Below are 26999 nucleotides of genomic sequence, written 5' to 3'. Positions count from 1 at the left end.
GGATGAAGGGCGTCATCGCGCTCGACGGCATGAAGTGCTTCGCCGAATACGAGGCCCACGCCGGCGGCCTCCGGCTGCGGGTCCGGGCGGCCGAGTGGCGGGTCCTCGGGTTCGGGGAGGGCCAGGCCGTCGGCGTGCGGCTGCCGGACAAGCCGGAGGTGGCGTACCTCGTCAACCACGTCCACGCCGCCGGCGGGCAGGTCGTCGTGTCCCTCGTCCCGCCGGTCGCGAACAAGCCCCGCCGCTGACCCGCGGTTCGGATACACTCTTCCCCACACCCTCGGGGAAAGTAGTGATGCGACCTCTCCTCGCTCTGGCCCTGTTCGGCGGCGGGTTCCTGCACGCGGCCGACAAGCCGAACGTCATTTTCATCAACATCGACGACCTCGGGTACGCGGACATCGGGCCGTTCGGGTCGAAGATCAACCGGACGCCGCACCTCGACGCGATGGCGAAGGAGGGCCGCAAGTTCACGGCCTTCTACGCCGCCCCGGTCTGCTCGCCGTCGCGGGCGGCGCTCATGACCGGGTGCTACCCGAAGCGCGCCCTGCCGATCCCCGGCGTGCTGTTCCCGAACGACGCCGTCGGCCTGTCGCCGAACGAGGTGACGGTCGCGGAGTTGCTAAAGGCGGCCGGGTACGCGACCGCCATCGTCGGCAAGTGGCACCTCGGCGACCAGCCGGAGTTCCTGCCGAACGAGCAGGGGTTCGACCTGCACTTCGGGCTGCCGTACTCGAACGACATGGGGCCGCCGGAGGACGGGGTGAAGAGCGACCTCGGCAAGCCGCTGCCGAAGCCGAAGGCCGGGGCCGTGCAGCAGCCGCCGCTGCCGCTGCTGCGAAACGGGACGGTCGTGAAGCGGGTGCGGCCGGACGACCAGCAGTCGCTCGTCGAGATTTACACGGCCGAGGCGACGGCGTTCATCGCCGCGAACAAGGACCGGCCGTTCTTCCTGTACCTGCCGCACAACGCCGTCCACTTCCCGCTGTATCCTGGGAAGGCGTGGGCCGGGAAGTCGCCGCACGGCCTGTTCTCGGACTGGGTTGAAGAAGTCGATTGGGGCGTCGGCCGGGTTCTCGACGCGGTCCGCAAGCACGACCTCGCGGGGCGGACGCTCGTGGTCTTCACCAGCGACAACGGCGGCACGCCGCGGAGCGTGAACGCGCCGCTGCGGGGGAACAAGGCGAGCACGTGGGAGGGCGGGATGCGGGTGCCGACGATCGCGTGGTGGCCGGGGAAGGTCCCGGCCGGGACGACGTGCGACGCCGTCGTCGGCATGATCGACGTGCTGCCGACGGTCGCGGCGCTGGCCGGGGCGAAGCCGCCGGCCGACCGCAAGCTCGACGGCGTGGACATCCGGCCGCACCTGTTCGGCGAGAAGGACGCGAAGCCGGCGCACGAGACGTTCTACTACTACCGCGGGCTGCGGCTGGAGGCCGTCCGGCACGGCGACTGGAAGCTGCACCGCCCGCCGGCGATGAAGGCGGACAAGCCGAAGCTGTTCGACCTGAAGGACGACATCGGCGAGTGCCGCGACGTGGCGGCCGACCATCCGGCCGTGGTAAAGAAGCTGGAGGGGCTGATGGCGGCGATGGAACCGGACCTCGGCCTGGACGGCCCGGCTCCGGGTTCGCGGCCGCTCGGCAGGGTCGAGAAGCCGCAACCGCTCATCGGCCGCGACGGGACGATCCGCAGCGGGTTTGAACCGAAGAAGTGAGGCCGCTCACGACCGGAGCAGCGTCGTGAAGTCGATGTCCGCGGCGGCGGGCGTGTCGGCCTTCAACACGCGGCGCATCAGCGCTAGGGCCGCATCTCGATCCGCCGCCTCGTTCGACGCGACGCCGTCGGCCGGGACGACCAGCCGCAGGTCACGCATGTAAGCGTCGTTGGCCGTGAACAGCACGCAGATGTCCGCCGCGAACCCGCCGAGTACGAGCGCCCGCGTGCCGAGGTAGCGGAGCAGCGTGTCGAGCGTCGTGGAAAAGAACGCCGAGTGCTTCGGCTTCAGCACGAAGTAATCGTCCGCGTCGGGCCGTAGCTTCTCGACGAGCGGACGGCCCTTGCAACCGGTCTCCGTACACCGCTCGACGACGGCCGACAGGTCGGACCGCCACTTCCCGAAGTTGTCGTTCGCGTATACGACGGGGACGCCGGCCCGCCGGGCCTTCGCCTTGAGGTCGGCCAGCCGGTCCGCGGCCGAAACCGCGTGGCGGAGCAGTTGGTCCGCTTCGGGGAAGTCGAGCGGGTTAATCACATCCACGAGCAAGAGCGCGACCGGGCACTTGTCCGGGGCGTTGCCGTGCAGGGTCTGGCTCGTTCCGGGCATGGTCAGGCGTGGGTGAAGAGGACCGGCGCGGGCGGCAGCGACGCGAAATCGAACGGCCGGCTCGGGCCGTCGGTCCCGTCCGCGAGCAGAACATCGACCGTGGCGACGTACAACCGCACGCCGCCGACGACCGGCCCCGGTTCCGACCCGACGCCGACGATCCGCAACCGGCCAGCCGGGAAGCCGGCAAACGGGCGGTCGTTGTGGCAGCCCTGCACGCCGGTCTGTAGCACGTCCGAGTGGCCGACCTCCACCCGACGGCACGGCCGGTCCTCGCGCGGGTCGATCCCGGCGAACGCCCGGCGGACGGCCTCCTCGAACGAGCGGAACCGTAATTCCGGCGGCGGGCCGACCGCGGCCGACCGCGCGGGGAGGGCGAACGGGAACGTCAGCCCGAGCGCCGCGAGCATGGACCGTCGGTGCGGGAACATCGTTCCCCTCCTTTGCATCGTGGGTATCCACACGACTGACGGCCGGTCCCTGGGACCGCGGGCGTCCCGCCCGCTCACCTTCCGGCCGCGGGGATCAGTCTTAAGCGGCTGGGGCCGTGGCGGGCGGGACGCCCGCGGTCCCAGGGTGCTTACCGCTCCGCCGCGGCCCGGTCCCAGAACCGGACCTTCCGGCACGCGGCGACGAACGCCTCGCACTCGGCGGCCTTGTTCAGCGGCAGGAACCCCTCGTCCAGCGCGGCCCCGGCCTTCTCCAACAGCGGCGTGGCGGCGGCCGCGTACCCGACGAACTTCCGGTGCGCCGTCGCGTCCGCGACGAAGTCGCGGGCGGCCGGCAGCTTCGCCAGCACGTCCGCCCCGTCCTTCGACGGTAGCACCGCGACCGCGTCGAACACCACGGACGGCCCGCCCTCCAGCTTCTCGTCCGCGTCGTGCCACGTCCCGGCCGAGTCCTTCACGCCGCCGACCTCGGGCGCGATTAGCTTCAGCACCGCCTTCTCGGCCTCGACCGCCTTCCGCAGCGCCGCCAGCACGCCCGCGTCCACGCCGTCCGTCACGAGCGCCCCGACCTTCCGCCCGGCGAAATCCTTCGGGCCGTTCTTGATGATGCTCAGCTTGTCGGACGGCTTCAGGTCCTTCCGCGTCGGCTTCGCCGCGGTCGCCGCGGTCGGCATCTCCTTCAGCCGCAGCCCCTTCGCCACGGCGTCGGCCAGCCCGTCGTCGATGTTCATCAGGTGGGACACCATCCGCGCCCGGATGTCCACCCGCGAGACCTTGCTCAGCTCGAACACGAGCGCGTTCTGGATGTGCTTCTGCTCGATCGGCGTCTGGCTGACGTAGAACTGCCGGGCCTGGCTGTAGTGGTCGGCGAACGTCTCCGACCGCGCCCGCAGCTTCGTCGCCTCGACCCGCACCGGGAACGTCTGGAACCCGGCCGTTGGCGACTCCCGCGGCCCGCCGGCCGCGCCCCACGAGTTCGGCTCGTAGTTCGCCCGCCCCTTCGGGTTCCGCATCGCCATGTGCCCGTCTTGCTGGAAGTTCATGACCGGGCACTTCGGCGCGTTGATCGGGATGTGTGTGAAGTTCGGGCTGCCCAGCCGTTTCAACTGCGTGTCGAGGTACGAGAAGTTCCGCCCTTGCAACAGCGGGTCGTCCGAGAAGTCGATCCCCGGCACGACGTTCTGCGTGCAGTACGCGACCTGCTCCGTCTCGGCGAAAAAGTTGTCCACGTTCCGGTCCAGCACCAGCCGGCCGGCGACCTTCACCGGCACGTCCTCCTCCGGGATGATTTTCGTGGGGTCGAGCACGTCGAACGCGAACTTCGTCACGAACTCGTCGTCGAACAGCTGCACGCCGAGTTCCCATTCGGGGAACGCCTTCATCTCGATGGCGTCCCACAGGTCGCGGCGGTGGAAGTCGGGGTCGGCCCCGTTGATCTTCACCGCCTCGTTCCACACGACCGACTGCATCCCCAGCTTCGGCTTCCAGTGGAACTTCACAAACGTGGACTTCCCGTCGGCCGTCACCAGCCGGAACGTGTGGACGCCGAACCCCTCCATGAACCGCAGCGACCGCGGGATGGCCCGGTCGGACATGGTCCACATGACCATGTGCATCGACTCGGGCGTCAGCGAGATGAAGTCCCAGGCGTTGTCGTGTGCGGTCGCGGCCTGCGGGAACCCGCGGTCCGGCTCCTCCTTGAAGGCGTGGACCATGTCCGGAAACTTGATCGGGTCCTGAATGAAGAACACCGGCATGTTGTTGCCGACCAGGTCCCAGTTCCCCTCCTTCGTGTACATCTTCACCGCGAACCCGCGCACGTCCCGCGCGAGGTCGGCCGACCCCTTGCTCCCGGCCACGGTCGAGAACCGGACGAACGCCGGCGTCTTCTCCCCCTTCTTGAACACGGCCGCGCGGCTGACGGCCTCCAGCTCGCCGTTGCTCTCGAAGTACCCGTGCGCCCCGACGCCGCGGGCGTGGACGACCCGCTCCGGGATCCGCTCGTGGTCGAAGTGGAAGATTTTCTCCCGGAAGTGGAAGTCCTCCAGGGCGGCGGGGCCGCGGGGGCCGAAGCGGAGCGTGTTCTGGTCGTCGGCGACCGGGACGCCCTGGCTGGTGGTGAGCACGGGGGCGTTACCGGCGGCCGTCTGGTGCGTCTCGCCGCCCTTGCTGGGGTTCCTGTCGGGGGAGGGGGAACCGGTCGGCGCGTCTGGCTTTTGGGTCATGGCCGTTCGACCTTAACGATAACGGTGGGAAAGGAAGGTATTGCCGAAGCGGGCAACCCGTGCGCCGACGGAACTCGACGAGCGTGTCGGGAGATCGCGAAGTCGGGAAACGAAAAAATCGGCGGGTGGGATATGTAGTCTGGTGTCGCCCACTCACCTGACTACTGTTCATCCACACCCGCCGATGCCTGAGTAATTGCACGGCCCGTGCCAACGGGTCGGAATCATCCCGCCGGGCAAATCGACCGCGAAAACCGCCTTCCGCGAAAGGCTGCCCGCGGAGTTGCGCACGCAGCTGCCACGCGCGGGGCAGTCGGCCGCCCCTCGGCGCTTCGTTCCACCGTTTCAAAGAGCGGAACGGCGGGCCGTTCGCCGCCCCCGCCGGTATAGTGCCCCCAACCGTGGGGGCCGCCCGATGACCAGCGTTAGCACCATCCGCAAGCTCGACACCGCCCGGCCGGACACGCACGGCAAGGCGCTCCGCATCAACCTGGACAGCCGGCGGTACGGGACGTTCGCCGAGATCGGGGCCGGGCAGGAGGTCGTCCGGTGGTTCTTCCGCGTCGGCGGGGCGGCCGGGACGATCGCCAAGAGCATGTCCGCCTACGACATGGCCGTCAGCGACGCCATCTACGGCCACGCCAGCCGGTACGTCAGCCGCGAGCGGCTGGAGGCCATGCTCGACCACGAGTACAAGCTCAACATCGAGCGGCTGTCCAACGACCGGGAGGACACCACGTCGTTCTTCGCGTTCGCCGACACCGTGTCCGCCCGGAACTTCGCCGGGACGAACGAGTGCCACGGGTGGATGGGCGTCCGGTTCCAGGTCTACCCGCGGGACGCCGAGTCGCAGGTCATCATCCACTTCCGGTTGATGGACCCGTCGAACCTGCTTCAGCAAGAAACCATCGGCATCATCGGCGTGAACCTCCTGTACGCCGCGTTCTTCCTGCACCACGAGCCGGAGCAGTTCATCCAGTCGCTGATGGACGACCTGAACTCCAGCCGGATCGAGATCGACCTGATCGAGTTCACCGGCATCGGGTTCCGGGCCGTGGACAACCGGCTCATGAGCCTGAGCCTGGTCCGGAACAAGCTGTCGAAGGCGGCGATGTTCGGGCCGAACGGGAAGGTGCTGCTGTCCAGCGACCTCTTGCACAAGAAGCCGGCGCTCGTCGAGCGGGGCAGCTTCCGGCCGGTCACGCACGTGAACCTCGACATCTTCCAGGCGGCGACGCGGCGGTTCCGGGAGCTGCTGCCGGAGGCCGACCGGGACAACATCGTGACGGTGGCCGAGATCACGATGCGGAACCTGATGGGCGGCAAGGACACCGGCGGGCCGGACGTGCGGGACTTCCTCAGCCGGGCCGACGCGATGGGGGCGTGCGGGCTGAACGTGCTGATCTCGGACTTCTCCGAGTTCTACCGCCTCGCCGCCCACCTCCGCCGGCAAACGACGAAGCCGCTGGCGCTCGCGATGGGCACGGTGACGGTGCCGGAAATCTTCGACCCGAGTTACTACACGAACCTCGACGGCGGGCTGCTGGAGTCGCTCGGCCGGCTGCTCCGCGGGGACATGACGCTCTTCCTCTACCCGTACCTGAACCGCCGGACCGGGCAGGTAATGACGGTGGAGACGGTGGAGCTACCGGCGGACACGAAGCCGCTGTACGACTTCGCCGTGCGGAACGGCCGCATCCTCGGGCTGGAGAGTTTGAACTCGGAGTTCCTCAAGATCGACAGCCGCGAGGTGCTGACGATGATCGCGTCCGGCAACGACCTGTGGGAGAAGATGGTGCCGGACCCGGTCGTGAAGCTGATCCGGGACCGCGGGCTGTTCGGCTGCAAGCGGAACGGGACAGGGTGAACCTTTTTTGGAACCTCTCTCATGCGACTCCTCCTCTCTCTCGCGTTCCTACTCGCGCTCGGTCTCCCCGCCGACGCCGCGAAACGGCCGAACGTGCTCATCGTCATGACCGACGACCAGGGCCTCGGCGACTTCTCGTTCACCGGCAACCCGGTGCTGAAGACGCCGCACCTCGACGCGTTCGCGAGACAGTCGGTGCGGTTCACCGACTTCCACGTCAGCCCGATGTGTACGCCGACCCGCGGGCAGCTCATGACCGGCCTCGCGGCGCTGCGGAACGGGGCCACGTCCGTCACGGCCGGGCGGACGTTCCTGCGGCCGGGGCTGCCGACGCTGCCGGAGGTGTTCGCGAAGGCCGGCTACCGCACCGGCCTCTTCGGCAAGTGGCACCTCGGCGACACCTACCCGCACCGGCCGATGGACAAGGGGTTCCAGGAGGCCGCGTACCACCTCGCGTGGGGGCTGCTCCAGAGCGCCGCCGAGTTCGACCGCCCGCTGATCGACGGCCGGTTCCACCACAACGGCGTCGAGAAGCCGTTCCGCGGCCACTGCACCGACCTCTGGTTCGACCGGGCGATGGACTGGATGAAGACCTGCCAGGAGAAGGGCGAGCCGTTCCTCTGCTACCTGCCGACGAACGCCCCGCACGCGCCGCACGTCGAACTCGACGAGTTCGTGAAGCCGTACCGGGGCCGCGGCCCGGCGGCGTTCTTCGGCATGATCGCGCACATCGACCGGCGGTTCGGCGACCTCGACAAGTTCCTCGACGAGCGGAAGCTGAAGGACGACACGATCGTGATCTTCATGACGGACAACGGCGGGACGGCGGGCGTGGCGACGTTCAACGCCGGGCTGCGGGCCGGGAAGACGACGTACTACGAGGGCGGCCACCGCGTCCCGTGCTGGGTCCGGTGGCCGAACGGCGGGTTCGGCGACCCCCGCGACGTGGCCGTGCCGACGCAGAACACCGACCTCTTCCCGACGCTCTGCGAACTCTGCGGCGTCGAGCAACCGGCGACGCCCGCGGCCGACGCGATGTTCCGCGGCGCGAGCCTCGCCGGGCTGCTGAAGGGGACGCAGAAGGAGCTGCCGGAACGGACTTTCGTGGTGCAGTACGGGCAGACGCCGAAGAAGTTCGATTCGTGCGTCGTCCGCGGCAAGTGGCGGCTGGTGAAGGGCGAAGAACTCTACGACGTGGAGGCCGACCGCGCGCAGGCGAAGAACGTCGCCGATCAACACGCGGACGTGGTGGCGTCCCTGAAGGCGTACTACGAGACGTGGTGGGCGGCGGTCGAGCCGCGACTGAGCGACTTCGTGCCGCAGAGCCTCGGGGCGAAGCAGCAGCCGGTGGTGGAACTAACGAGCGGCGACTGGGAGGGCATCTACGCGGACAACACCGGGTTCGTGCGGGAAGCGGTCGGCGGGCCGACCGGCGGACACTGGCACGTCCGCATCGAGGAGGCCGGCGTGTACGAGTTCACGCTCCGCCGATGGCCGGAACAGACGGGCGCGGCCCTCGGGGCCAAGTACGAGCCGAGCGCGAAGTCGCCGGCGAACAAGGCGAAGTTGGTGACGGCCAGCTTCCCGACGATCGCGCGGGGGAAGCTGAAGGTCGGCGACTTGCCGGTCGAGGCGACGGCCGACCCGAAGGCGACGGCCGCGACGCTCCGCGTCACGCTCCCGGCCGGGACGACAAAACTCAAGGCATGGTTCGCGGACGCCGACGGCCGCGACCTGTGCGGGGCGTTCTTCGTCACGGTGCGGAGGAAGGCGGCGGACTGACGGGCCGACCGTGGCCCGGCGTCCGGAGCGCGGCGACGACGAGCCCGGCGGCCAACGGGAACGCGACCGCCCCGGCCGTCTCCCTCACGACCGCCCACGGCCGGGCGTAGAACCCGTTCGCGTAGAAGTACAACCCCTCGAAGACGCCCAGGCACGTCACGTAAACCGCGGCCGCGACGGAAAGGGCCGCGTCCCGTCGAACCATCACCCGGAAAGTTGGCCGCGTCGGACGGTCGCGGGGATTGACCCCTTACGGGGCCGTCGTCCGAGCCCCACGGGAGGGAGAGAGATGTCAACGATTACCACGCCGGAGCCGGACGAACTGTCGCAACCCGAAGTCGTTTTCCGCCGGTTCGGACGGCGGCTCGTGGCCCTGGCGCGGCGGCGGATTCACGGGCCGCTCGCCCACCGCATCGACCCGGAAGACGTGGTCCAGTCCGCGTTCAAGAGCTTCTTCGTCCGCCACCGGGCCGGCCGCGTTCAAATCTGGAACGCGAACAGCCTGTGGGGCCTGCTCACCCGGATCACCGTCCGCAAGTGCGCGGATCGCGTCGGCTACCACCGGGCGGCCCGCCGGGACATCGGCCGCGAGGCCCACGCCGACGCCGACGCGGAGCCGCTCTGGCAGGCCGTGGCCGACCGTGAGCCGTCGCCGGCCGAGGCGGCCGTCCTGGCGGAAACCGTCGAGGCGCTGTTCGGCACGCTCGACGAGTCCGACCGGCCGGTCCTGGAACTCTGCCTGCAAGGGTATTCGGCGGCCGAGATCAGCCTCCGCCTCGGCCGGGCGTTACGGAGCGTGCAACGGCTGCGGGAGCGGGTTCACGCCCAGTTACTTCGGATGGGCGACTGCGGATAGGACCACTATTCTCTCGGTCTGCCGATAGCCCATTCCCCCTGTGATTGCCCGAAGGGGTTTCCCCGTCGATGAGTTCCTTCCGAAACGACACGGCCGACTTCTCGGACGAGCACGAGGCCGTCATCCGGCGGTTCGAGGCCGCGTGGCGGGCCGACGCGCGGCCGACGATCGAGCACTTCCTGCCGGCCGAGGGTCACACCCAACTCCTGTACGAACTCGTTCACGTCGATCTCGACCTCCGGCTGCGGCGGGGCGAGGGGGCGCGGGTCGAACACTACCTGACGCGGTTCCCGGCCCTGCGGGCCGACCGGGCCGCGGTCCTGGAACTGATCGCCGCGGAGTTCGCCCTCCGGCGGCAGTGGCAGGGCGCGGCCGCGGCGGACGAGTACCACGCCCGGTTCCCGCAGTTCCGGGACGACCTCCCGCGGCGGCTGCGGCTCAGCCCGGACCCGTCGCTCTCCACGCGGCCCTACCCTTCCCCAACGGCGGCACGGCCGACCGTCCCCGGCTACCAGGTCCTCGACGAACTCGGCCGCGGCGGGATGGGCGTCGTCTACCGCGCGTACCAGCCGGCCCTCGACCGGACGGTCGCGCTCAAGACGCTGCTCCCCGGCCAGGCGACGCCCGAGGAACTCGCCCGGTTCCGCCGCGAGGCCGAGGTCATCGCCCGGCTGAACCACCCGCACATCGTCACCGTCTACGAGGTCGGCGCGCAGAACGGGCTGCCGTACTTCGGTATGAAGTTCTACCCCGGCGGCAGCCTGCTCGACCGCGTCCAGGGGCCGACCGCCGACCCCCGCGCCGCCGCCCGGCTGATGGAAACGCTGGCGCGGGCCGTCCACCACGCGCACCAACGGGGCGTCCTGCACCGCGACCTGAAGCCGTCCAACATCCTCCTCGACGAGGCCGGGGAGCCGCACGTCGCCGACTTCGGGCTGGCGAAGCGGTTCGACCCGACGGCCGGGCCGGCCGTCGGCACCGGCGTCGTCGGCACGCCGAGCTACATCGCCCCGGAGCAGGCCCGCGGCGACCGGGAGGTGACGACCGCGACCGACGTGTACGGCCTCGGCGCGGTGCTGTACGAGCTGCTCACCGGCGAGCCGCCGTTCCTGGCCCACTCGCCGCTCGCGACGCTGGCGGCGGTCGTCGAGCGATCGCCCCGGCCGCCGCGGGAGTTGAACCCGCGCGTTCCGGCGGACCTCGAGACGATTTGTCTGAAATGTTTGGAGAAGGAACCCGCCCGGCGGTACGGCAGCGCCGCGGACCTGGCCGACGACCTGGGCCGGTGGGCGGCCGGCGAGCCGATCAGCGCCCGCCGCGCCGGCCGGCTGGAGCGCGGCCTGCGGTGGTGCCGGCGGCGGCCGCGGGAGGCGGCCATCGTCGCGCTGGCCGTCGCGCTGTTCGTCATGGCCCTCGGCAGCCTGTGGTCGTTGGACCGCCAGCAGGCGCGCCGGCGCGCGGAGCAAGAATTGTTGCAGGAACAGGCGCGCGGCCGGGTGCGGGGCGTGCTGGAGCAGGTTCCCGCCCTCCGCGACCGGTTCCTCTGGGCCGAGGCGAAGGCGCTCTTGCACCGGGCGAACGAGGAGGTCGAGGACTTCGGCCTGGACGAGTTACGGGCGGTCGTCGCGGAGGCGGGCCGGGAACTGGAGTTGGCCGCGGCGCTGGACGAGATCAAGCTCGACCGGGCGACGGTGAGCGACGAGCCGGGGCACGGCCGGGCCGAGGCCGTCGCGGCGTACCACCGGGCGGTCCGCGGCTACGGGCTGGACTTCGCGGCCGCCGACGAGGCCGAGTTGACCCGCCGCGTGATCGCCTCGCCGAGCCGGGAGGAACTGGTTTCGACCCTCCACTTCCTCGCGACCTACGACCCGCGACACCGGGCGGTGATGCGGGCCGTGGCCCGCGCCGCGGAGCCGGACGAATGGAAGCGGGTGCTGGCGGGCATCCCCGCGAACGCCGGCGTGCCGGAAATCCAAACCCGCCTCCGCGAGCGACTGGTCGAGCTGGGGATGCCGGAGCTGTCGCCCGGCCTCGTGTCGCGGGTCGGCCGGCTGCTCAGCGAGACGGCCGAGGGGCAGGCGATGCTCAAGGCCGCGCAGCGGCGACACCCGGCTGACTTCTGGCTGAACTTCACCCTCGGCAACGCCCTCGGCCGGGCCGGGCGGCCGGACGAGGCGGTCGGCTACCTGCACGCCGCCCGCGCCGTCCGGCCGGGCCGGGCCGTCGTCCAGCAGAACCTCGGCGTCTGCTACCACCGGGCGGGCCGGATGCCGGAGGCGGTCGAATACTTCCGCGAGGCCGTCCGGCTCGACCCGGCGAAGCCGCTCTACCTGCTGAACCTGGGGGTCGGGTTGACGGACATCGGGGACTACCGCGAGGCCGTCTCGGTCTTCGACCAAGCCCTGCGCCTGCGGCCGGACGACGCGCGGGTGCATTGCCACCTCGGGTTCGCCCTCCGCGAGACCGGGCAGTTCGAGCAGTCGCTGGCATCGCTCCGGTGCGGTCACGAGTTGGGGAAGAAGGAACAGAATTGGAAGCTGCCGTCCGAGGCGTGGGTCCGTGACGGCGAGCAGCTCCTCGAGTACGAGACCCGCCTCGCGGCCGGCGACCGGCCGCGCGACGCGGAAGCCCGCGTCGGGTTCGCGCGGGTGTGCCGGGGCAAGGGGCGGCACGCGGAGGCGACCGCGTTCTACGCCGAGGCGGTCGCGGCCGGGGCGACGGCGTCGCGGGTGGACGCCGCGCGGTCGGCGGTCGCGGCCGGCCGGCGGGCGAAGGCGCTCGACTGGCTGACGGCCGAGTTCGAGAGCCGCCCCCCGGCGGCGATGTTGCGGAAGTGGCAGCACTACGCCGACCTCGCGGCCGTGCGGGACGAGGCGGCGTTGGCCGCGCTACCGCCGGACGAGGCGACGGCGTGGCGGGCGTTCTGGCAGCGCGTGGCCGACGCGGCGCGGTGAGTCGATTCGCAGCGGTTGACACCTGGGACCGCGGGCGTCCCGCCCGCCCACCTTCTCGGCCGCGGGGAGCTGTCTCAACTGGCTGGGGCCGTGGCGGGCGGGACGCCCGCGGTCCCAGGTTTGCAACCACCGCTACGCCGGCAGCTCCACCCACTCGCCTGACCCGACGTTCGCCGGTTCGCGCGTTAGATACTCCGGGTACGACCCGCGGTAGCCGCACAGCCACGCGACCGGGGCGAGCGCGCCGAACAGTGCCCGCTGCACGACCCGCGGCGGCCGGGTGAACCGGATCACGTCGTCGAACTCCCGCGCGAACACCGCCAGTTGCAGCAGCCCCGGCATCCCCTCCGCGTTCACCCGGCCGTCCTGGGCCAGCCCGAAGATGGTGCGGATCATCGCCTCGAACCGCGCGGCCGGCCGGACCTCGACGCGGACGACGGCCTCGTCGGCCCCGGCGTTCCACCAGTCGTGCGGTTCGCCCGGCTTCACGAGTACCGACATTCCCGGCTCGCCGGCGTACTCGACGCCGGCCACCTTGAACCCGACCCGCCCCTGGAGGACGGTGAACCGTTCCTCGATGTCCGGGTGGTGGTGTTCGGCCGGGACGCCCCCGCCCGGCCGGACGTGAACGTCGGCGATCAGCAGGTCGCCGCGCGTCTCCGCCGTCCCGACCAGGACGACGGCCCGCTCGCCGGTCGCCGGGTTCTCCCACACGTCGCCTCGTTTCGACATGACACAGTCTCCTCGATGTTGATTTCAGGTGGCCAGCTTCGTCGGCACGGGCGGGGCCGGCGGCCGCACGCCGGGGGCCGGGGCGGGCGTGGCCGCCGGCGCGGGCCGGGCCGCGCCCCAGGCGTGGCGGCTTTTGAGCGACCCGACGCAGTTGAACTCGCGGGCCAGCCCCTGGCGGTGGAACTCGCCCATGAACGAATCGGTGATCGTGACGCCGAACAGCGTCACCGACTTGCCGGCGTCCCAGTTGTACCGGTCGAAGAACTTGAACTCGAAGTCGAGCAGGTACGACGCCGCGCCGCCCACGCTCGCCACGTCGGCCGTGCCCTTGCCCCAGACGGAGTACCCGCCGATGGCGAAGTACCAGTTCACGCCGTCGGCCTTCGCGTTGTACCCGTGCGTCACCTTCTCCGAGGTGATCGCGTGAATGCCCGGCGGCAGCGACTCGACGAACTTCCGGGCCGCCCAGTACTCGGTGTTGAACGCGTCCTGCGCGGCCGGCACGTCCTGGAGCATCTTCGCCAGGTCGATCGTCAGGTCGGCCCCGGTGTTGCCGAAGTAGTGCAGCATGTTCTTCGCCGCGTCGATCCCGACGACGGCCGCCGCGTGCGGCAGGTGGTTGACGATCTCCGCGCCGAGCAGCCGGTACTTGAGCTGCTTCGGTACGGAGTTCCAAGCCCCCGCGCCGGGGTCGGGCTTCAAGGTCGGGTCGTCGGTTCCGATGCGGTAGTTGGCCATGACGGCCTCCGAGAGGAAGGTTGAAAGAACGCCCGGCCGCCCGGCCGTGCCGCGCGCCCCCACGCGCGGCCGGCGGGCGGGCCGGGGCTGGCTCACTCCGACCGCGCCGAGATCACTTCCAAATGCAGGTGGTCCGGGGCGTCCTGAAACATGCGGTCGAACGTCGCCCGCGGGTTGCGGGCGAGGGCCGCGTTCACCGCGTCCGCGGCGTCCGGGTTCACGAACTGCGGCGTCGGGTTGCCGAGCGGGAACCCGACCCGCGGCATCGGCCACCCCCGCGGCGGGTCCACCGGTAGGAACACGTCCTTCTTCGGCATCGGCGGCCCCTTCGCCCGCGGGCTGGGCCGCGGCAGCCCCAGCGCGTACTTGCCGGGCGGCAGGTTGTCGATCACCTTCACGACGCCGGCGATGGCGTTCTCCACGTTGTCCCCGTTCAGCAGGTTGATCGGGACGTTGGCGTACGCCTTGATGTCCATCGCCGACCCGATCGCCACGTCGTCCGTCTTCGCCCGGCCGTGCGGCCCCTCGTTGAACCGCATCAGGCTGAGCAGCTCCAGCGGGCCGCCGCGGGCGAGGGCGGCGAGCACCGGGAACATGGCGTCCGCCAGCACCAGGTCCCGCGCGCCGTCGTTGTACTTCCCGGCCTTCTCGACCGCGTAGAGTTGGCCGCCGCCCAGAATCTTCCCGGTCCGCAGGGCGTCGAACACCTCCGCCCGGTCCTCCGCGCTCACCACCGTCGCGCCGGCCGGGACGGTCGGGGCCGCGGTACACGTCAGCTCGAAGAAGTCCCACAGCCCGAGGTCCATCGTGCGGGCCTCGATCCGCGCCCGGCCGCTGGTCGCCGCGGTGATGACCCACTCGCGGCTGTCCCCGCGGACCTTGCCCTTCGTGGCGACGACGCCGGGGCTGTCCGACACGACATCGAGTTCGCCGGACTTCGGGTCGATGTACCCCCACAGCCCGACGGTGATCGAGCCGCGGGCGATCGTCACCGGCTTGGCCGAGATGACCTCGTTCGTCGGAATCTTGTGGAAGTGTGCCACGGCCAGTTTCCTTTCGTCGAATCGCGGGCCACACCCCACGAATCCGCGAACGCCCGGCCGCCGCGCCAACTTTTTTCCGCGCCCGAAAGTTGGCGCACTTCCCCGCGGCGGCGGATGGCCTCGGTGGAGACGTGGGGTTTTACCCTCCCGCTCCGTGTCCGCGACCGGACACCGTCACACACTCTGCCGGAGCCATTCCGTGAAAAACTCGAACGCCTTTCGCTTCCGCCCGCGGTTCGTCCCGTTGGAAGACCGCCACCTCCCGGCGGCGGCCCTGACCGCCACCCTGACCGACGGCCTCCTCCGCATCGAGGGGACGGACGCCGCCGACGCCATCACCGTCCGCCGGACGAACGACCAGGTGAGCGTCGCGAACCTCCTCATCTCGGTGGCCGGCACGAAGGTGACGGTCCCGAGCGTGCCCGCGTCGGAGCTGCGGGGCGTCGAGGTACTCGGCCTCGGCGGCAAGGACTTCATCCGGATCGACACCGAGAGCTTCGGCGGCCAGCCGCTCGGCGCGAACGCGGTCGTCGATGCCGGGGCCGGGGACGACACCGTCTTCGGCGGCAGCGGCGACGACCGCCTCGACGGCGGCCCGGGCAACGACACCCTCCGCGGCAACGGCGGGGCGGACGCGCTCCTCGGCGGCGACGGCGACGACACCCTCACCGGCAACGCCGGGAACGACGCGCTCGACGGCGGGGCCGGCACGGACCAGGTGACGGAATCCGACAACGTCAACTTCAAGCTGACGAACGCCGGCCTGACCGGCCTCGGGGCGGACACGCTGCTGAGCGTCGAGAAGGCGTTCCTCGCCGGCGGCAGCGGGGCCAACGTGCTCGACGCGGCCGCGTTCTCCGGCACGGTCCGGCTGTCCGGCGGCAGCGGGGACGACACGCTCGTCGGCGGGGCCGGGGCCGACGAACTCGACGGCGGCGGCGGCAACGACACGCTATTCGGCAACGACGGGGACGACGAACTCGAAGGCGACGACGGGACCGACCAGCTCTTCGGCGGCAACGGGAACGACGTGCTGAACGGCGCGGCCGCCGGCGACCCGGAAGCCGCCACCGACGTGAACCACCTCGACGGCGGGCCGGGGTTCGACACGATCACGGCCGTCGGCACGAGCGCGGACGACACGTTCACCCTGACGAACACGAAGCTCGTCGCCGGCGGGACGAGCAACTTCGTCTCGATCGAGCGCGGCGCGCTCGACGGCCGCGGCGGGAAGGACAAGCTCAACGCCGCGGCCTTTTCCGGCGGCGTGAACCTCAAGGGCGGCGACGGCGACGACGTGCTCACCGGCGGCACGGCCGTGGACCAGATCGACGGCGAGGCGGGCAACGACAGCATCGCCGGCGGGGCCGGCGGCGACGTGCTCGTCGGCGGCGACGGCAACGACTTCCTGTCCGGCGGCGACGGCGGCGACACGCTCAACGGCAGCGCGGGCGACGACCAGCTCGACGGCGGCGCGGGCAACGACACCATGACCGGCGGGGCCGGGGCCGACCTCGTGGACGGCGGGGTGGGGTTCAACTTCTACTCGAACGTCGGCGTCGAGGACGCCCGCCGGGTCGTGTACGTCCAGTTCGACGGGGCGAACGTCACGCACCAGGACCTGGTCAACTGGGCCGGGACCGACTGGAGCCACAACCTCGCCGACCTGGACGAGGACAACGACGGGGCGGCCGTGGCGAAGTTCCTGCCCAACGCCGGGGACTTTCGCGAGACGGCCATCGGGCAGGTGATGGACAACATCTACGACGACTACCGGGCGTTCGGCGTGGACGTCGTCCGCCGCAACGCCGGGGAGAAGGCGGTCGTCGGCCAGAACGCGACGACGCTGTTCATCGGGCCGGCCAAGTTCGAAGGCTTCTTCGGCCTCCGCGGAATCGCCAGCGACGTGGACTTCGGCAACAACAACAAGACGGACGTGGCGTTCGCCGGCATCGAGACCGACCTGCCCGGCGACAACCTGTTCCAGGACATCCAGTACGTGTCGAACACCGCCGCCCACGAGATCGGGCACACGTTCGGCCTCCGGCACGTGGACAACCAGGGGCTGAACGAGTCGATGCGGGTCGGCTTCCTGGCCTCGAACGACCAGAACGCCCAGTTCAATTACACGTTCCTCGACCGGTCGTTCGACGCCCGGGAGGCTTCGGGGTTTCAGCTCGACGCGAACGGCAACCGCATCCAGCAGAACAGCTACCGGACGCTGGGGCAGAACCTCGGCGTCGCCAACCTCCCGGCCGGGCCGCTCGGGACGCCGGTGCCGGCGGTCGGGACGGCGGCGGCCGACGGCGGACTCACCATCGGCGACGGGTGCGGCTGCCCGCTGTGCAGCGGCATGTTCGACGCGACGGCGGACCCGGCGGAAGTCGAGATGGCCGCGCTCCTGAACCCGTACGTCGGCGCGGAACCGTCCGTCGCTCGGCCGTCACGGGACGAGCGAAAGCACCGACCGACGGACGCCGGCGTGCCGACGACGCCGGAGCAGACCATTCCTCTGCCCGACGCCATCGACAACGTCTTCGTTCAGAACACCCGGTCGATCCCGTCGCCGAACTCACTGGTGCAAGACGCGTCGGATGACCGAACGGCATTCGACCGCCGAACGGCACTTTGATTCCGCGCCGCTTCTAATCTTTCGCGCGTCCTCCCGACCGGGCCTTCTCCGAAGAAGGAGGCCCGGACCGGCCGCGCCCGGTCGCGGCCGGTCAAATTGACATCGGCGGAAGCGGGTCCGCTCGAGGCGAGCGTTGCGAATGCTGGAGAGGCACGTCCCGCGCCGGCCGTCAGCCCTTCTTGCCCGGATCGAGGAACGTCACGCACGACGGGTTGCCGACCGGCACGTACTGGCCGGTGAACGCGAGGCCGCCGGTCTTCTCGTTGACGCGGAAAACCGTGACGTGGTCCGCCCGCTGGTTGCAACAGTACAGGAACCGGCCGGCCGGGTCGAAGGAGAAGCTCCGCGGGTAGTTCCCCCGCGTCCACTCCTCGCCGACGTAATCGAGCGACCCGTCCTTGCCGACCGCGAAGACGCCGATGCTGTCGTGCAGCCGGTTGCCGACGTACACGAACCGGCCGTCCGGCGAGACGAGGATTTCCGAGCAGAAGTTGCTCCCGGCGTACCCCGGCGGCAGCGTCGAGAGCGTCTGCCGGGCGGTCAACCGGCCGGCGGCGTAGTCGAACAGCACGACCGTCGAGCCTTCCTCCTGCACGGAGTAGAGCCACTTGCCGTTCGGGTGGAAGTGGACGTGCCGCGGCCCGTCGCCCGGCGGCAGCGCGACGGACCCTTGTTCCGTCGGCGTCAGCTTCCCGGCCGCCGCGTCGAACTGCCAGGTGAAGATGCGGTCGAGGCCGAGGTCCACGTGCAGCACGACCGCCCCGGTCGGGTCGGGGAGGATTTGGTGCGCGTGCGTCCGGTCGTGGCCGCTGAACGCGAAGCTGCCGGGCGGCGCGTGCTTCGCCTTCGTCGGCCCGACCGTGCCGGCGTCCGTCTTCACGTCCGTGGCGTCTCCGAGCTTGCCGTCGGCGAGGATCGGCAGCACGGCAATCGAGCCGCCGAAGTAGTTGGCGACGAACAGGAACTTCCCGTTCGGGTGAACGCTCACGAACGTCGGCCCGGCCCCGCCGGAGCGGACGGTGTTGAGCAACGCCAGCTTCCCGTCCGCGCGGTTGACGGCGAACGCGCTGACGCTGCCTTCCTTCTTCTCGCCCTGCCGGTCCGTCTCGTTCGCGGAGTAGAGCCGCGTCCCGTCGGCGCTCACGGCGAGGTGGCTGGGGCTGGTCCCCATCTCGTGGACGCCGGCGGCGGTCATCGCGCCGGTGTCGCGGTCCATGCGGAAGACGTGGATGCCGCGGCCGTTGCCCGGCGGCAGGTCCACCTGCGTCGGCAGCACGTCCTTGAGCGGCGAGCTGAACGTGCCGACGTAGGCGAACAGCGGGCCGGCGTCGGCCTTCGGTTGGGCGCGGGCGAGCAGCGGGGCGGCCCCGGCGACGGCGGCGGATTTTAGAAACGAGCGGCGGGCGGGGGGGGTGGTCATGATGAGATGGTGTTGGTGTGGCGGGCGGGCAAACACGATTTTACGAACCCGCCCGTCGTGCTCGACTCCCCGCGGATGTTCATTTGCGGTGGTCTCGCCCCAAAAAACACCGGGCGAAAGCCCGCGGATGAACATCCGCGGGAACGTCCCTACCATATCGCTGTCCCTCTCCCGACTCGCGCTCTCATCAATTTCCGCTCCTCTTCAAGGGGGTTCGTCATGCGTCCGTCGTTCGCCGTCGGCTGGCTGCTCGTCATGTGTGTCGTCGCGCGGGCCGAGCCGCCCGTCAAGGTCGCGTCCGTCGAGGGCGTCACCGAGTACAAGTTCGCCAACGGGGCCAGGGCGCTGCTCTACCCCGAGCCGTCGCGGCCGACGGTCACGATCAACATGACCGTCCTCGTCGGCAGCCGGCACGAGGGGTACGGCGAGTCCGGCATGGCCCACCTGCTCGAACACATGGTGTTCAAGGGTACGCCGACGTACCCGAACGTCCCCAAGGCGCTCCGCGACCACGGGGGGAACTTCAACGGCACGACGAACAGCGACCGCACCAACTACTTCGAGACGATGCCGGCCACGGACGCGAACCTCGAGTTCGGCATCGCGATGGAGTGCGACCGGCTGGTGAACAGTTTCGTGAAGCGGGAAGACCTGATGAGCGAGTTCAGCGTCGTCCGCAACGAATTTGAACGCGGCGAGAACAGCCCGGCCGCGATCCTCGGCCAGCGGATTTCGGCGACCGCCTACGAGTGGCACAACTACGGCAAGTCCACCATCGGTAACCGGTCGGACATCGAGCGGGTCCCCATCGAGAACCTGCAGGCCTTCTACAAGAAGTACTACCAACCCGATAACGCCGTGCTGATCGTGGCCGGGAAGTTCGAGGAGTCGAAGGCGATCGCGCTGCTGGAGAAATACTTCGGCTCGCTCCCGAAGCCGACGCGGAAGCTCGACGCGACGTACACCGAGGAGCCGCCGCAGGACGGCGAGCGGGTGGTAACGCTGCGGCGGGTCGGCACGGTAGGATCTGTCGGCGTGGCGTACCACGTCCCGGCCGCTTCTCATGCTGATTGGGCACCGCTCAGCCTGCTCGGCGGCATCGTGTCGCAGTCGCCCAACGGCCGGCTGTACAAGGCGCTCGTCGAGTCGAAGCTGGCGACCAGCGCGTTCGCGAGCATGGAGAACTCGCACGACCCCGGCCTGTTCTACGCGAGCGCGTCGTGCGACCCGGACAAGCTGGACGCCGTGCGGGACGCGCTCGTCAAGACGCTCGAAACGCTCGGCGACGAGCCGTTCACCGAGGACGAGGTGAGCAAGGCGAAGCTGCGGAGCAAGCGGAACGCGGAGGAACTGCCGGCGAACAGCTCGGCGATGGCCCAGGCGCTCAGCTCCGCGGCCAGCCGCGGCGACTGGCGGCTGCTGTTCGTCCAGCGGGATCGCGTGCAGGCGGTTACGGCGGCGGCGCTCAACCGCGTGGCGAAGGCATACTTCCAGAAGCCGAACCGGACCGTCGGCGTGTACATCCCCGCGAAAGAAGCGACGCGGCTGGCGATCCCCGCCGCGCCGGCGATCGACACGATCGTGAAGGACTACAAGGGCGGCGACGCCGGCGCGGCCGGCGAGGCGTTCGACCCGACGCCGGCGAACCTCGACGCCCGGCTGAAGACCGTGACCGACGGCGGGCTGAAGGCCGGGTTGCTCCCGAAGAAGAACCGCGGCGAGACCGTGTCGCTGGTGCTGACGCTGCACTACGGCAACGAGGAGTCGCTGAAGGGCCAGACGACGGCCGCCGCGATGCTGCCGGGCCTGATGATGGCCGGCACGAAGAAGCACGACCGGCAGGCGCTCCGCGAGGAACTCGACTCGCTCGGCATTCGCATCAGTTCCGGCGGGGGCGGCGGCCGCGGCCGGGGCGGGCGTGGCGGTGGCGGCGGTGGCGGGGCGGCCGGGCAGTTGACGTTCTCCGTCGAGGCGAAGAAGGAGACGCTGCCGCGGGCGCTCGAGTTGCTCCGCGAAATCCTCCGCGAGCCGGCGTTCCCGGCCGAGGAGTTCGAGACGACGAAGCGGCGGATGGTGTCGATGCTGGCGGCCGGGAAGACGGAACCCGGCGTGCTGGCCGGGAACAAGCTGAGCCGGGCGCTGTCGCCGTACTCGACGGACGACGTGCGGTACGTGCCGACGCTGGAAGAGACGATCGAGCGAGCCGAGGCCGTGACGCTCGACCAGGTGAAGAAGCTGTACGCGGAGCAGGTCGGCGGGGCGCGGGCGGAACTCGGCGTCGTCGGCGACTTCGACCCGGACGAGGCGGTGAAGCTGGTGAAGGCGATGCTGGCCGGGTGGGAGGCGAAGGTGGACGCGAAGCGGATCGACCGCAAGGCCGCCGACGGCGTGACCGGCGCGACGGTGGACATCGTGACGCCGGACAAGTCGAACGCCGAGTACCTGGCCGGGCTGACGTTCCCCGTTTCGGAAACGCACCCGGACTACGCGGCCCTGCGGATCGGCAACTTCATCTTCGGCGGCAGCACGCTGTCGTCCCGCCTCGGCGACCGCATCCGCCAGAAGGACGGCCTGTCCTACGGCGCGACCTCGTCGTTCTCCGCGTCGTCCCGCGACCCGGTGGCGTCGTTGACGGTGACGGTCAGCACGAACCCGGAGAACATCGACAAGGTGACGGCCGCGGTGACGGAAGAGCTGACGCTGTTCCTGAAGGACGGCCCGACGGCGAAGGAGCTGGCCGACGCGAAGCAGGCGTTCCTGGAGGCGCAGAAGATCGGCCGGACGAGCGACGCCGCGATCGCCGCGCAGATCGCGTCGAACCTCGACCTGGGCCGGACGTTCGCGTACGCGGCGGAGCAGGAGAAGGCGATTCAGGCGCTGACCCCGGCGGCGGTGGCGGCGGCGTTCCGCAAGCACGTCGATCCGAAGAAATTGGTCGTGATCCGGGCCGGCGACTTCAAGAAGTGACGGCGGGCGGCCGCCGAATTTTACCCCCTTGTCGCCGCGGGGGCGGCCGGTAAAAAGATGTGGGTTGGGGGCGTAGCTCAATTGGTTAGAGTACCGGACTGTCGATCCGGTGGTTGCGGGTTCGAGTCCCGTCGCCCTCGCTAGTACCACTCGCCGGTTATCGTGGAAACCCCTGAGAAGTCAGGGGTTTCTTCGTTTTCAGGCCGTCGCCTCGTTCGCCCTTCCCGACAGCCCGAGCGCCTTGATCCGCGACGCGAGCGTGGTCGGCCGGACGCCCAGGAGGTCCGCCGCGCCGCCGGGGCCGGACACCTTGCCGTTCGCAAGCCGGAGGGCCGCCCGGATGTTGTCCGCCTCCAGCTTCCGCACCTCGGCGTCGGTCAGGACGCGGTCCGCGGCGGGGGGAGCTGCCGCCGGGGCGGGCCGCGGGGAAGCGGTCGGTAGGTCGAAGGTCGGCCGCCCGCCCTCGGCGGTGATGACCGCCCGCTCGACGACGTGCTGCAACTCCCGCACGTTCCCCGGCCACGGGTACTGCTGGAGCTGCCGGACGGCCGCGAGCGTCAGCTTCGGGACCGGGCGGCCGAGCTTGCGGGACGACACCGCCAGGAAGTGCTCGGCCAACAGCGGGATGTCCTCGGGCCGCTTCCGCAGCGGCGGCAGCTCGACCGGGAACACGCTCAGCCGGTAGTACAGGTCCGACCGGAACCGCCCGGCCTCCGCCTCGGCCCGCAGGTCGCGGTTCGTCGCCGCGATCACCCGCACGTCCACCCGCCGCGTCCGCTCCTCGCCGACCCGTTCGAGTTCGCCTTCCTGAAGGACGCGGAGCAGCTTCGCCTGAAGTTCCAGCGGGATCTCACCGACCTCGTCGAGGAACAGCGTCCCGCCGTCCGCCAGCTCGAACCGCCCGGCCCGGTCGCGCAGCGCGCCGGTGAACGCCCCGCGGGCGTGGCCGAAGAACTCGCTCTCGTACAGCTCCCGCGGCACGGCCGCGCAGTTCACCTTCACCAGCGGCCGGCCGGCCCGCTTGCTCCGCCGGTGGACCTCGCGGGCGACGAGTTCCTTGCCCGTGCCGCTCTCGCCGAGGACGAGCACGGCGGAGTCGGTCGGGGCGACCAGGTCGATCTGCCGGGCGACCGCCCCGAGCGCCGGCCCCTGCCCGACCAGCTCGCCGAACGCCCCGGCCCGCGTCACCTCCTCCCGCAGGTACTCGTTCTCGGCCTCGAGTTGCTTCCGCAGCGCGTCGATCTGCTCGAACGCGCGGGCGGTGGCGAGGGCGGCGGCGGCGTGGTCGGCGATCGTGCGGAGCCAGTCCATGCACGCCGGGCCGATGGCCCCGCGGCCGAACACGGCCAGCACGCCGAGCGTCTGCCCGCGGTGGACGAGCGGCTGGCCGCCGAACCCGGCGATCCCCTCCGCCCGCATCCAGTCCGGCCCGACGGCCCACGTCGGCGGGTCCGGCCACAGGTCCGGCGCTTCGACCGGCTGCCCCGTGGCCGCGATCCGCCCGACCTTGCGGACGCCGAGCGGGAACCGGCGGAACGCCCCGTCCAGCCGCGTCCACTCGACCCGCGGGTCGGCGACCGACCGGCCGGCGCTGGCCGCGAGGTGCAGGCACAAGGACCGGTCGGGGCACTCGGCCATCATCGGGCAGCCGGTGCAGTCCGCGGACTTCTGCACGAGCCAGACGCGGGCCATCGCCACCCGCGGCGACGCCGCGAGGCGGTTCACGACGAGCCGCAACAGGTCCGCGACGGCGTGCTCGCGGGCCATGTCCAGGAGCAGTTGCTTCGGGTCGAGGAACAGCGGGGCGTCGGGGTCGTCTGCCATGTACCCCTCCTAACGAGGTCTCGGAGAAAGGTTACGAAAAATCGTGTATCGACGAGAATTCGTTACCGTCACCGCGGACATCATATTGCTGTAAATCTTTCTCGTAAAGCGAGTTGTGCATTCTGCTCGAGTTTGGCACGGGTCGTGATTATCTCCAGGGCAACTGCAACGGAACTTCCCGACGCAGCCCTCAACCGCAAAGGAGCACGACCATGTCCCGTATCCCCGCCATTCACCCCGACGCCGCGACCGGCCGCCCGAAGGAACTACTCGACGCGGTCAAGCAGAAGCTCGGCATCGTCCCGAACATGACCCGCGCGATGGCGAACAGCCCGGCGACGCTGGACGGCTACCTGCAGCTGAGCGGGGCGCTCGCGAAGGGCACGTTCCCGCCGAAGGTCCGCGAGCAACTCGCCCTGACCGTCGCCGAGGCGAACGGGTGCGAGTACTGCCTCGCCGCCCACTCCGCCATCGGCAAGGCGGTCGGGCTGACCGCCGACCACGTCCGCGACGCCCGCCATGGTGCCGCGGTGGACGGCAAGACCGCCGCGCTGCTGGCGTTCGCCCGCCGGGTGGTCGAGACCCGCGGCCGGGTGGCCGACGCCGACCTCGCCGCCGTCCGGGCCGCCGGGTGGGACGACGGGGCCGTCGCCGAGGTCGTCGCCCACGTCGCGGTGAACGTGTTCACGAACTACTTCAACAACCTCGCCGAGACCGACCTCGACTTCCCGAAGGCCGACCCGCTCGCGGCCGCCGCGTAACCGCCATCCATCCCCCGGCCCCCCTGCCGGGGGGCCTCGCCGGAAACCTTCGACTCCCACCGTTACACGGAGACCGACCATGTTCCGCACGCTTCTCGCACTGACTGCCGTGACCCTGACCGTACCCGCGGCCGTCGCCGCCGACCCGCCGAAGACCCGGCACAAGACCGTCAAAGTCGGGGACCTCGACGTGTTCTACCGCGAGGCCGGGCCGACGGACGCCCCCGCGATCCTGCTGCTGCACGGGTTCCCGACCAGCTCGCAGATGTTCCGCAACCTGATCCCGAAGCTCGCCGACAAGTACCGCGTCGTCGCCCCCGACTACCCCGGCTACGGGCACAGCGCCACGCCGGCCCGCGACACGTTCGCGTACACGTTCGACAACCTCGCCGACGTGGTCGAGAAGTTTACGGAGAAGGTGGGCCTCAAGAAGTACGCCCTGTACGTGCAGGACTACGGCGCGCCGGTCGGCTACCGGCTTGCGGCCAAGCACCCGGACCGCGTTACCGCGATCGTCGTCCAGAACGGGAACGCCTACGACGAGGGGCTGGACAACGAGTTCTGGAAGCCGATCAAGGCGTACTGGAAGGAGCCGACGAGCAAGGAGCGGCGGGACGCCCTGCGGCCGTTCCTGAAGCTCGACGGGACGAAGTGGCAGTACACGCACGGCCTCCCGAACCCGGATCTGGTGCCGCCCGACGGCTGGACGACCGACCAGTACCTGCTCGACCGGCCGGGGAACGACGAGATTCAGCTCGACCTGTTCCTGAGCTACGGGTCGAACCCGCCGCTGTACCCGAAATGGCAGGAATACTTCCGCAAACACCAGCCGCCGGTGCTAATCGCGTGGGGCAAGCACGACCAAATCTTCCCGCCGGCCGGGGCCGAGCCGTACAAACGGGACCTGAAGACGCTGGAGTTCCACCTGCTCGACGCCGGGCACTTCGCCCTGGAAACGAACGGCGACGAGATCGCGACGCTGATGCGGGACTTCCTCGGCAAGCACGTCAAGTAACGGCGGCGGCCGTGCCCCGAAAAGAAAGACGCCCACCCGTGCGGGTGGGCGTCGTCGCTTTTCGCTCGCCGAGTGGTTACTTGATGAACAGCATCTCCCGGTACGTCGGCAGCGGCCACAGGTCGTCGGCCACCAGCGTCTCGAGTGTGTCGCCGAGCTTCCGCAGCTCCTCCATGCCGCTGACCACCTTCTCCTTCATGTACTTCGCGTGGCCGTAGGCGTCGCCGCCGTTGTGGTGGTTCGCCGCCTCGTCGAGCGACTTCGTCGCCGACTGGAACTTCCCGATCGTCCCGGCCAGGCCCTTCAGTTCCTCCAGCTGCGCCGTCACGTCCACGCCGGCCGCCTTCGTCGCGTTCACGGCCGCGGCCACCTCGCCCTGGTAGCGGAGGGCGGCCGGCAGGATCATCGTCTTCGCCATGTGGACCATCATGTTCGCCTCGATCGTGATCTCCTTGACGTACTTCTCGCTGAAGATCTCGTACCGGGCGTGCAGCTCCTTCTCCGTCAGCACCTTGTACTTCGTGAACAGCTCGACGCTCGCCTTGCTGATGATCTGCGGGATCGCCTCGACCGTGTTCTTCAGGTTCGGCAGGCCCCGCTTCTCGGCCTCCTTGTGCCACTCCTCCGAGTACCCGTTGCCGTTGAACACCACCTTCTTCGATTCCTTCAGAATCCCCGGCAGCAGGTCCTGGATCGCCTTGTTCAGCGACTTCCCGGCCTTCACGTCGGCCTCCAGCTTCGTCGCGATGAAGTCGATCGACTCGGCCGCGATCGTGTTCAGCACGACGTTCGGCCCGCCGATGCTGAAGGAGCTACCCACGGCGCGGAACTCGAACTTGTTCCCGGTGAACGCGAACGGCGACGTGCGGTTCCGGTCCCCGGCGTCCCGCGGCAGCTTCGGCAGCACGCTGACCCCGACCTCCATGTACCCGCCCTGCTTCGTGCTCTTCAGATTGCTGGCTTCCAACTGGTCCATGATGTCTTGCAGCTGGTCGCCGAGGAAGATCGAGATGATCGCCGGCGGGGCCTCGTTCGCGCCCAGGCGGTGGTCGTTCCCGGCGCTGGCCACGCTGACCCGGAGCAGTTCCGGGTACTTCGCCACGGCCCGGATGACGGCCACGCAGAACACCAGGAATTGCGCGTTGTCGTGGGGGTTGTCGCCGGGGTTGAGCAGGTTCTCGCCGGTGTCCGTGGACATCGACCAGTTGTTGTGCTTGCCGGACCCGTTGATCCCGGCGAACGGCTTCTCGTGCAACAGGCAGCACAGGCCGTACTTCTCGGCCGTGCGGCGCATGATGTCCATCGCCAGTTGGTTGTGGTCGGTCGCGAGGTTCGAGTCCTCGAAGATCGGGGCGATCTCGTACTGGCTCGGGGCGACCTCGTTGTGCCGGGTCTTGACCGGGATGCC

20 protein-coding genes and 1 tRNA gene are annotated in these 26999 nt (G+C 70.1%); 11 read left to right on the top strand and 10 right to left on the bottom strand.

The features are described from left to right. Window positions 1–2 precede the first annotated feature (2 nt). Together AC5JJ2_RS17440 and AC5JJ2_RS17435 are read left to right on the top strand one after the other, a co-directional pair. Window positions 3–248: a hypothetical protein gene (locus tag AC5JJ2_RS17440; RefSeq protein WP_495859295.1), complete on the top strand. Its 246-nt coding sequence runs from the start codon at window positions 3–5 to the stop codon at window positions 246–248. A 47-nt stretch (window positions 249–295) separates the two neighbouring features. Continuing rightward, a complete protein-coding gene (locus AC5JJ2_RS17435; RefSeq protein WP_495859294.1) occupies window positions 296–1717 on the top strand; it encodes a sulfatase family protein in 1422 nt (473 codons plus the stop codon). 6 nt (window positions 1718–1723) lie between these two features. On the opposite strand, the gene AC5JJ2_RS17430 is transcribed toward AC5JJ2_RS17435, so the two are convergent. From AC5JJ2_RS17430 to AC5JJ2_RS17420, 3 genes are all read right to left on the bottom strand, one after another. Further along, complete coding sequence (locus AC5JJ2_RS17430; protein ID WP_495859293.1) at window positions 1724–2326, bottom strand: cysteine hydrolase family protein; 603 nt, start codon at window positions 2324–2326, stop codon at window positions 1724–1726. A 2-nt stretch (window positions 2327–2328) separates the two neighbouring features. Further along, complete coding sequence (locus tag AC5JJ2_RS17425) at window positions 2329–2757, bottom strand: hypothetical protein (RefSeq protein WP_495859292.1); 429 nt, start codon at window positions 2755–2757, stop codon at window positions 2329–2331. A 149-nt stretch (window positions 2758–2906) separates the two neighbouring features. Beyond that, on the bottom strand, window positions 2907–5000 hold the full coding sequence (locus tag AC5JJ2_RS17420) for a catalase (RefSeq protein ID WP_495859291.1): 2094 nt from the start codon (window positions 4998–5000) through the stop codon (window positions 2907–2909). A 415-nt stretch (window positions 5001–5415) separates the two neighbouring features. Here AC5JJ2_RS17420 and AC5JJ2_RS17415 point away from each other — a divergent pair, with 415 nt between their 5' ends. Both AC5JJ2_RS17415 and AC5JJ2_RS17410 read left to right on the top strand, forming a co-directional pair. Further along, window positions 5416–6867 (top strand): TonB-dependent receptor, encoded by a 1452-nt coding sequence (locus AC5JJ2_RS17415; RefSeq protein ID WP_495859290.1) that lies wholly within the window; start codon window positions 5416–5418, stop codon window positions 6865–6867. A 21-nt stretch (window positions 6868–6888) separates the two neighbouring features. Beyond that, window positions 6889–8649: an arylsulfatase gene (locus AC5JJ2_RS17410; RefSeq protein ID WP_495859289.1), complete on the top strand. Its 1761-nt coding sequence runs from the start codon at window positions 6889–6891 to the stop codon at window positions 8647–8649. On the opposite strand, the gene AC5JJ2_RS17405 is transcribed toward AC5JJ2_RS17410, so the two are convergent. Continuing rightward, window positions 8621–8854 carry a hypothetical protein gene (locus AC5JJ2_RS17405; RefSeq protein WP_495859288.1) on the bottom strand — a complete coding sequence of 78 codons (234 nt, stop codon included), beginning with the start codon at window positions 8852–8854 and terminating at the stop codon, window positions 8621–8623. The genes AC5JJ2_RS17410 and AC5JJ2_RS17405 overlap by 29 nt on opposite strands. An 84-nt stretch (window positions 8855–8938) precedes the next feature. On the opposite strand from AC5JJ2_RS17405, the gene AC5JJ2_RS17400 reads away from it, so the two are divergent. Then, window positions 8939–9505, top strand: a complete 567-nt coding sequence (locus AC5JJ2_RS17400; protein ID WP_495859287.1) for an RNA polymerase sigma factor — start codon at window positions 8939–8941, stop codon at window positions 9503–9505. Between the two features lie 68 nt (window positions 9506–9573). Further along, window positions 9574–12459 carry a protein kinase domain-containing protein gene (locus AC5JJ2_RS17395; protein WP_495859286.1) on the top strand — a complete coding sequence of 962 codons (2886 nt, stop codon included), beginning with the start codon at window positions 9574–9576 and terminating at the stop codon, window positions 12457–12459. Between the two features lie 132 nt (window positions 12460–12591). On the opposite strand, the gene AC5JJ2_RS17390 is transcribed toward AC5JJ2_RS17395, so the two are convergent. From AC5JJ2_RS17390 to AC5JJ2_RS17380, 3 genes are all read right to left on the bottom strand, one after another. Next, window positions 12592–13191, bottom strand: a complete 600-nt coding sequence (locus AC5JJ2_RS17390; protein ID WP_495859285.1) for a cupin domain-containing protein — start codon at window positions 13189–13191, stop codon at window positions 12592–12594. A gap of 24 nt (window positions 13192–13215) precedes the next feature. Continuing rightward, window positions 13216–13929 (bottom strand): hypothetical protein, encoded by a 714-nt coding sequence (locus AC5JJ2_RS17385; protein WP_495859284.1) that lies wholly within the window; start codon window positions 13927–13929, stop codon window positions 13216–13218. 92 nt (window positions 13930–14021) lie between these two features. Continuing rightward, window positions 14022–14972, bottom strand: a complete 951-nt coding sequence (locus AC5JJ2_RS17380; protein ID WP_495859283.1) for a hypothetical protein — start codon at window positions 14970–14972, stop codon at window positions 14022–14024. Between the two features lie 199 nt (window positions 14973–15171). Between AC5JJ2_RS17380 and AC5JJ2_RS17375 the strand changes: the two genes are divergently transcribed. Beyond that, a complete protein-coding gene (locus tag AC5JJ2_RS17375; RefSeq protein WP_495859282.1) occupies window positions 15172–17604 on the top strand; it encodes a calcium-binding protein in 2433 nt (810 codons plus the stop codon). A 169-nt stretch (window positions 17605–17773) separates the two neighbouring features. On the opposite strand, the gene AC5JJ2_RS17370 is transcribed toward AC5JJ2_RS17375, so the two are convergent. Next, window positions 17774–19024: a lactonase family protein gene (locus AC5JJ2_RS17370; RefSeq protein ID WP_495859281.1), complete on the bottom strand. Its 1251-nt coding sequence runs from the start codon at window positions 19022–19024 to the stop codon at window positions 17774–17776. Between the two features lie 219 nt (window positions 19025–19243). Between AC5JJ2_RS17370 and AC5JJ2_RS17365 the strand changes: the two genes are divergently transcribed. Together AC5JJ2_RS17365 and AC5JJ2_RS17360 are read left to right on the top strand one after the other, a co-directional pair. Further along, window positions 19244–21991, top strand: a complete 2748-nt coding sequence (locus AC5JJ2_RS17365) for a M16 family metallopeptidase (protein WP_495859280.1) — start codon at window positions 19244–19246, stop codon at window positions 21989–21991. A 66-nt stretch (window positions 21992–22057) separates the two neighbouring features. Then, window positions 22058–22131 (top strand) — tRNA-Asp (locus AC5JJ2_RS17360). Between the two features lie 58 nt (window positions 22132–22189). On the opposite strand, the gene AC5JJ2_RS17355 is transcribed toward AC5JJ2_RS17360, so the two are convergent. Continuing rightward, window positions 22190–23815 carry a sigma-54-dependent Fis family transcriptional regulator gene (locus AC5JJ2_RS17355; protein ID WP_495859279.1) on the bottom strand — a complete coding sequence of 542 codons (1626 nt, stop codon included), beginning with the start codon at window positions 23813–23815 and terminating at the stop codon, window positions 22190–22192. Between the two features lie 212 nt (window positions 23816–24027). Between AC5JJ2_RS17355 and AC5JJ2_RS17350 the strand changes: the two genes are divergently transcribed. Then, the gene (locus AC5JJ2_RS17350) at window positions 24028–24576 is read left to right on the top strand and encodes a carboxymuconolactone decarboxylase family protein (RefSeq protein WP_495859278.1); all 549 of its coding nucleotides are present in this window, start codon (window positions 24028–24030) and stop codon (window positions 24574–24576) included. Window positions 24577–24655: 79 nt separating this feature from the next. Next, the gene (locus tag AC5JJ2_RS17345; RefSeq protein WP_495859277.1) at window positions 24656–25591 is read left to right on the top strand and encodes an alpha/beta fold hydrolase; all 936 of its coding nucleotides are present in this window, start codon (window positions 24656–24658) and stop codon (window positions 25589–25591) included. A gap of 76 nt (window positions 25592–25667) precedes the next feature. Here the strand turns inward: AC5JJ2_RS17345 and AC5JJ2_RS17340 are convergent. Further along, a partial coding sequence (locus AC5JJ2_RS17340) for a glutamine synthetase III family protein (RefSeq protein WP_495859276.1) occupies window positions 25668–26999 on the bottom strand: 1332 nt, incomplete at its 5' end.

The organism is Limnoglobus sp., from assembly GCF_059499385.1.
The sequence above is the reverse complement of the archived record's forward strand: the minus strand, read 5'-3'. Positions and strand labels throughout refer to the sequence as shown.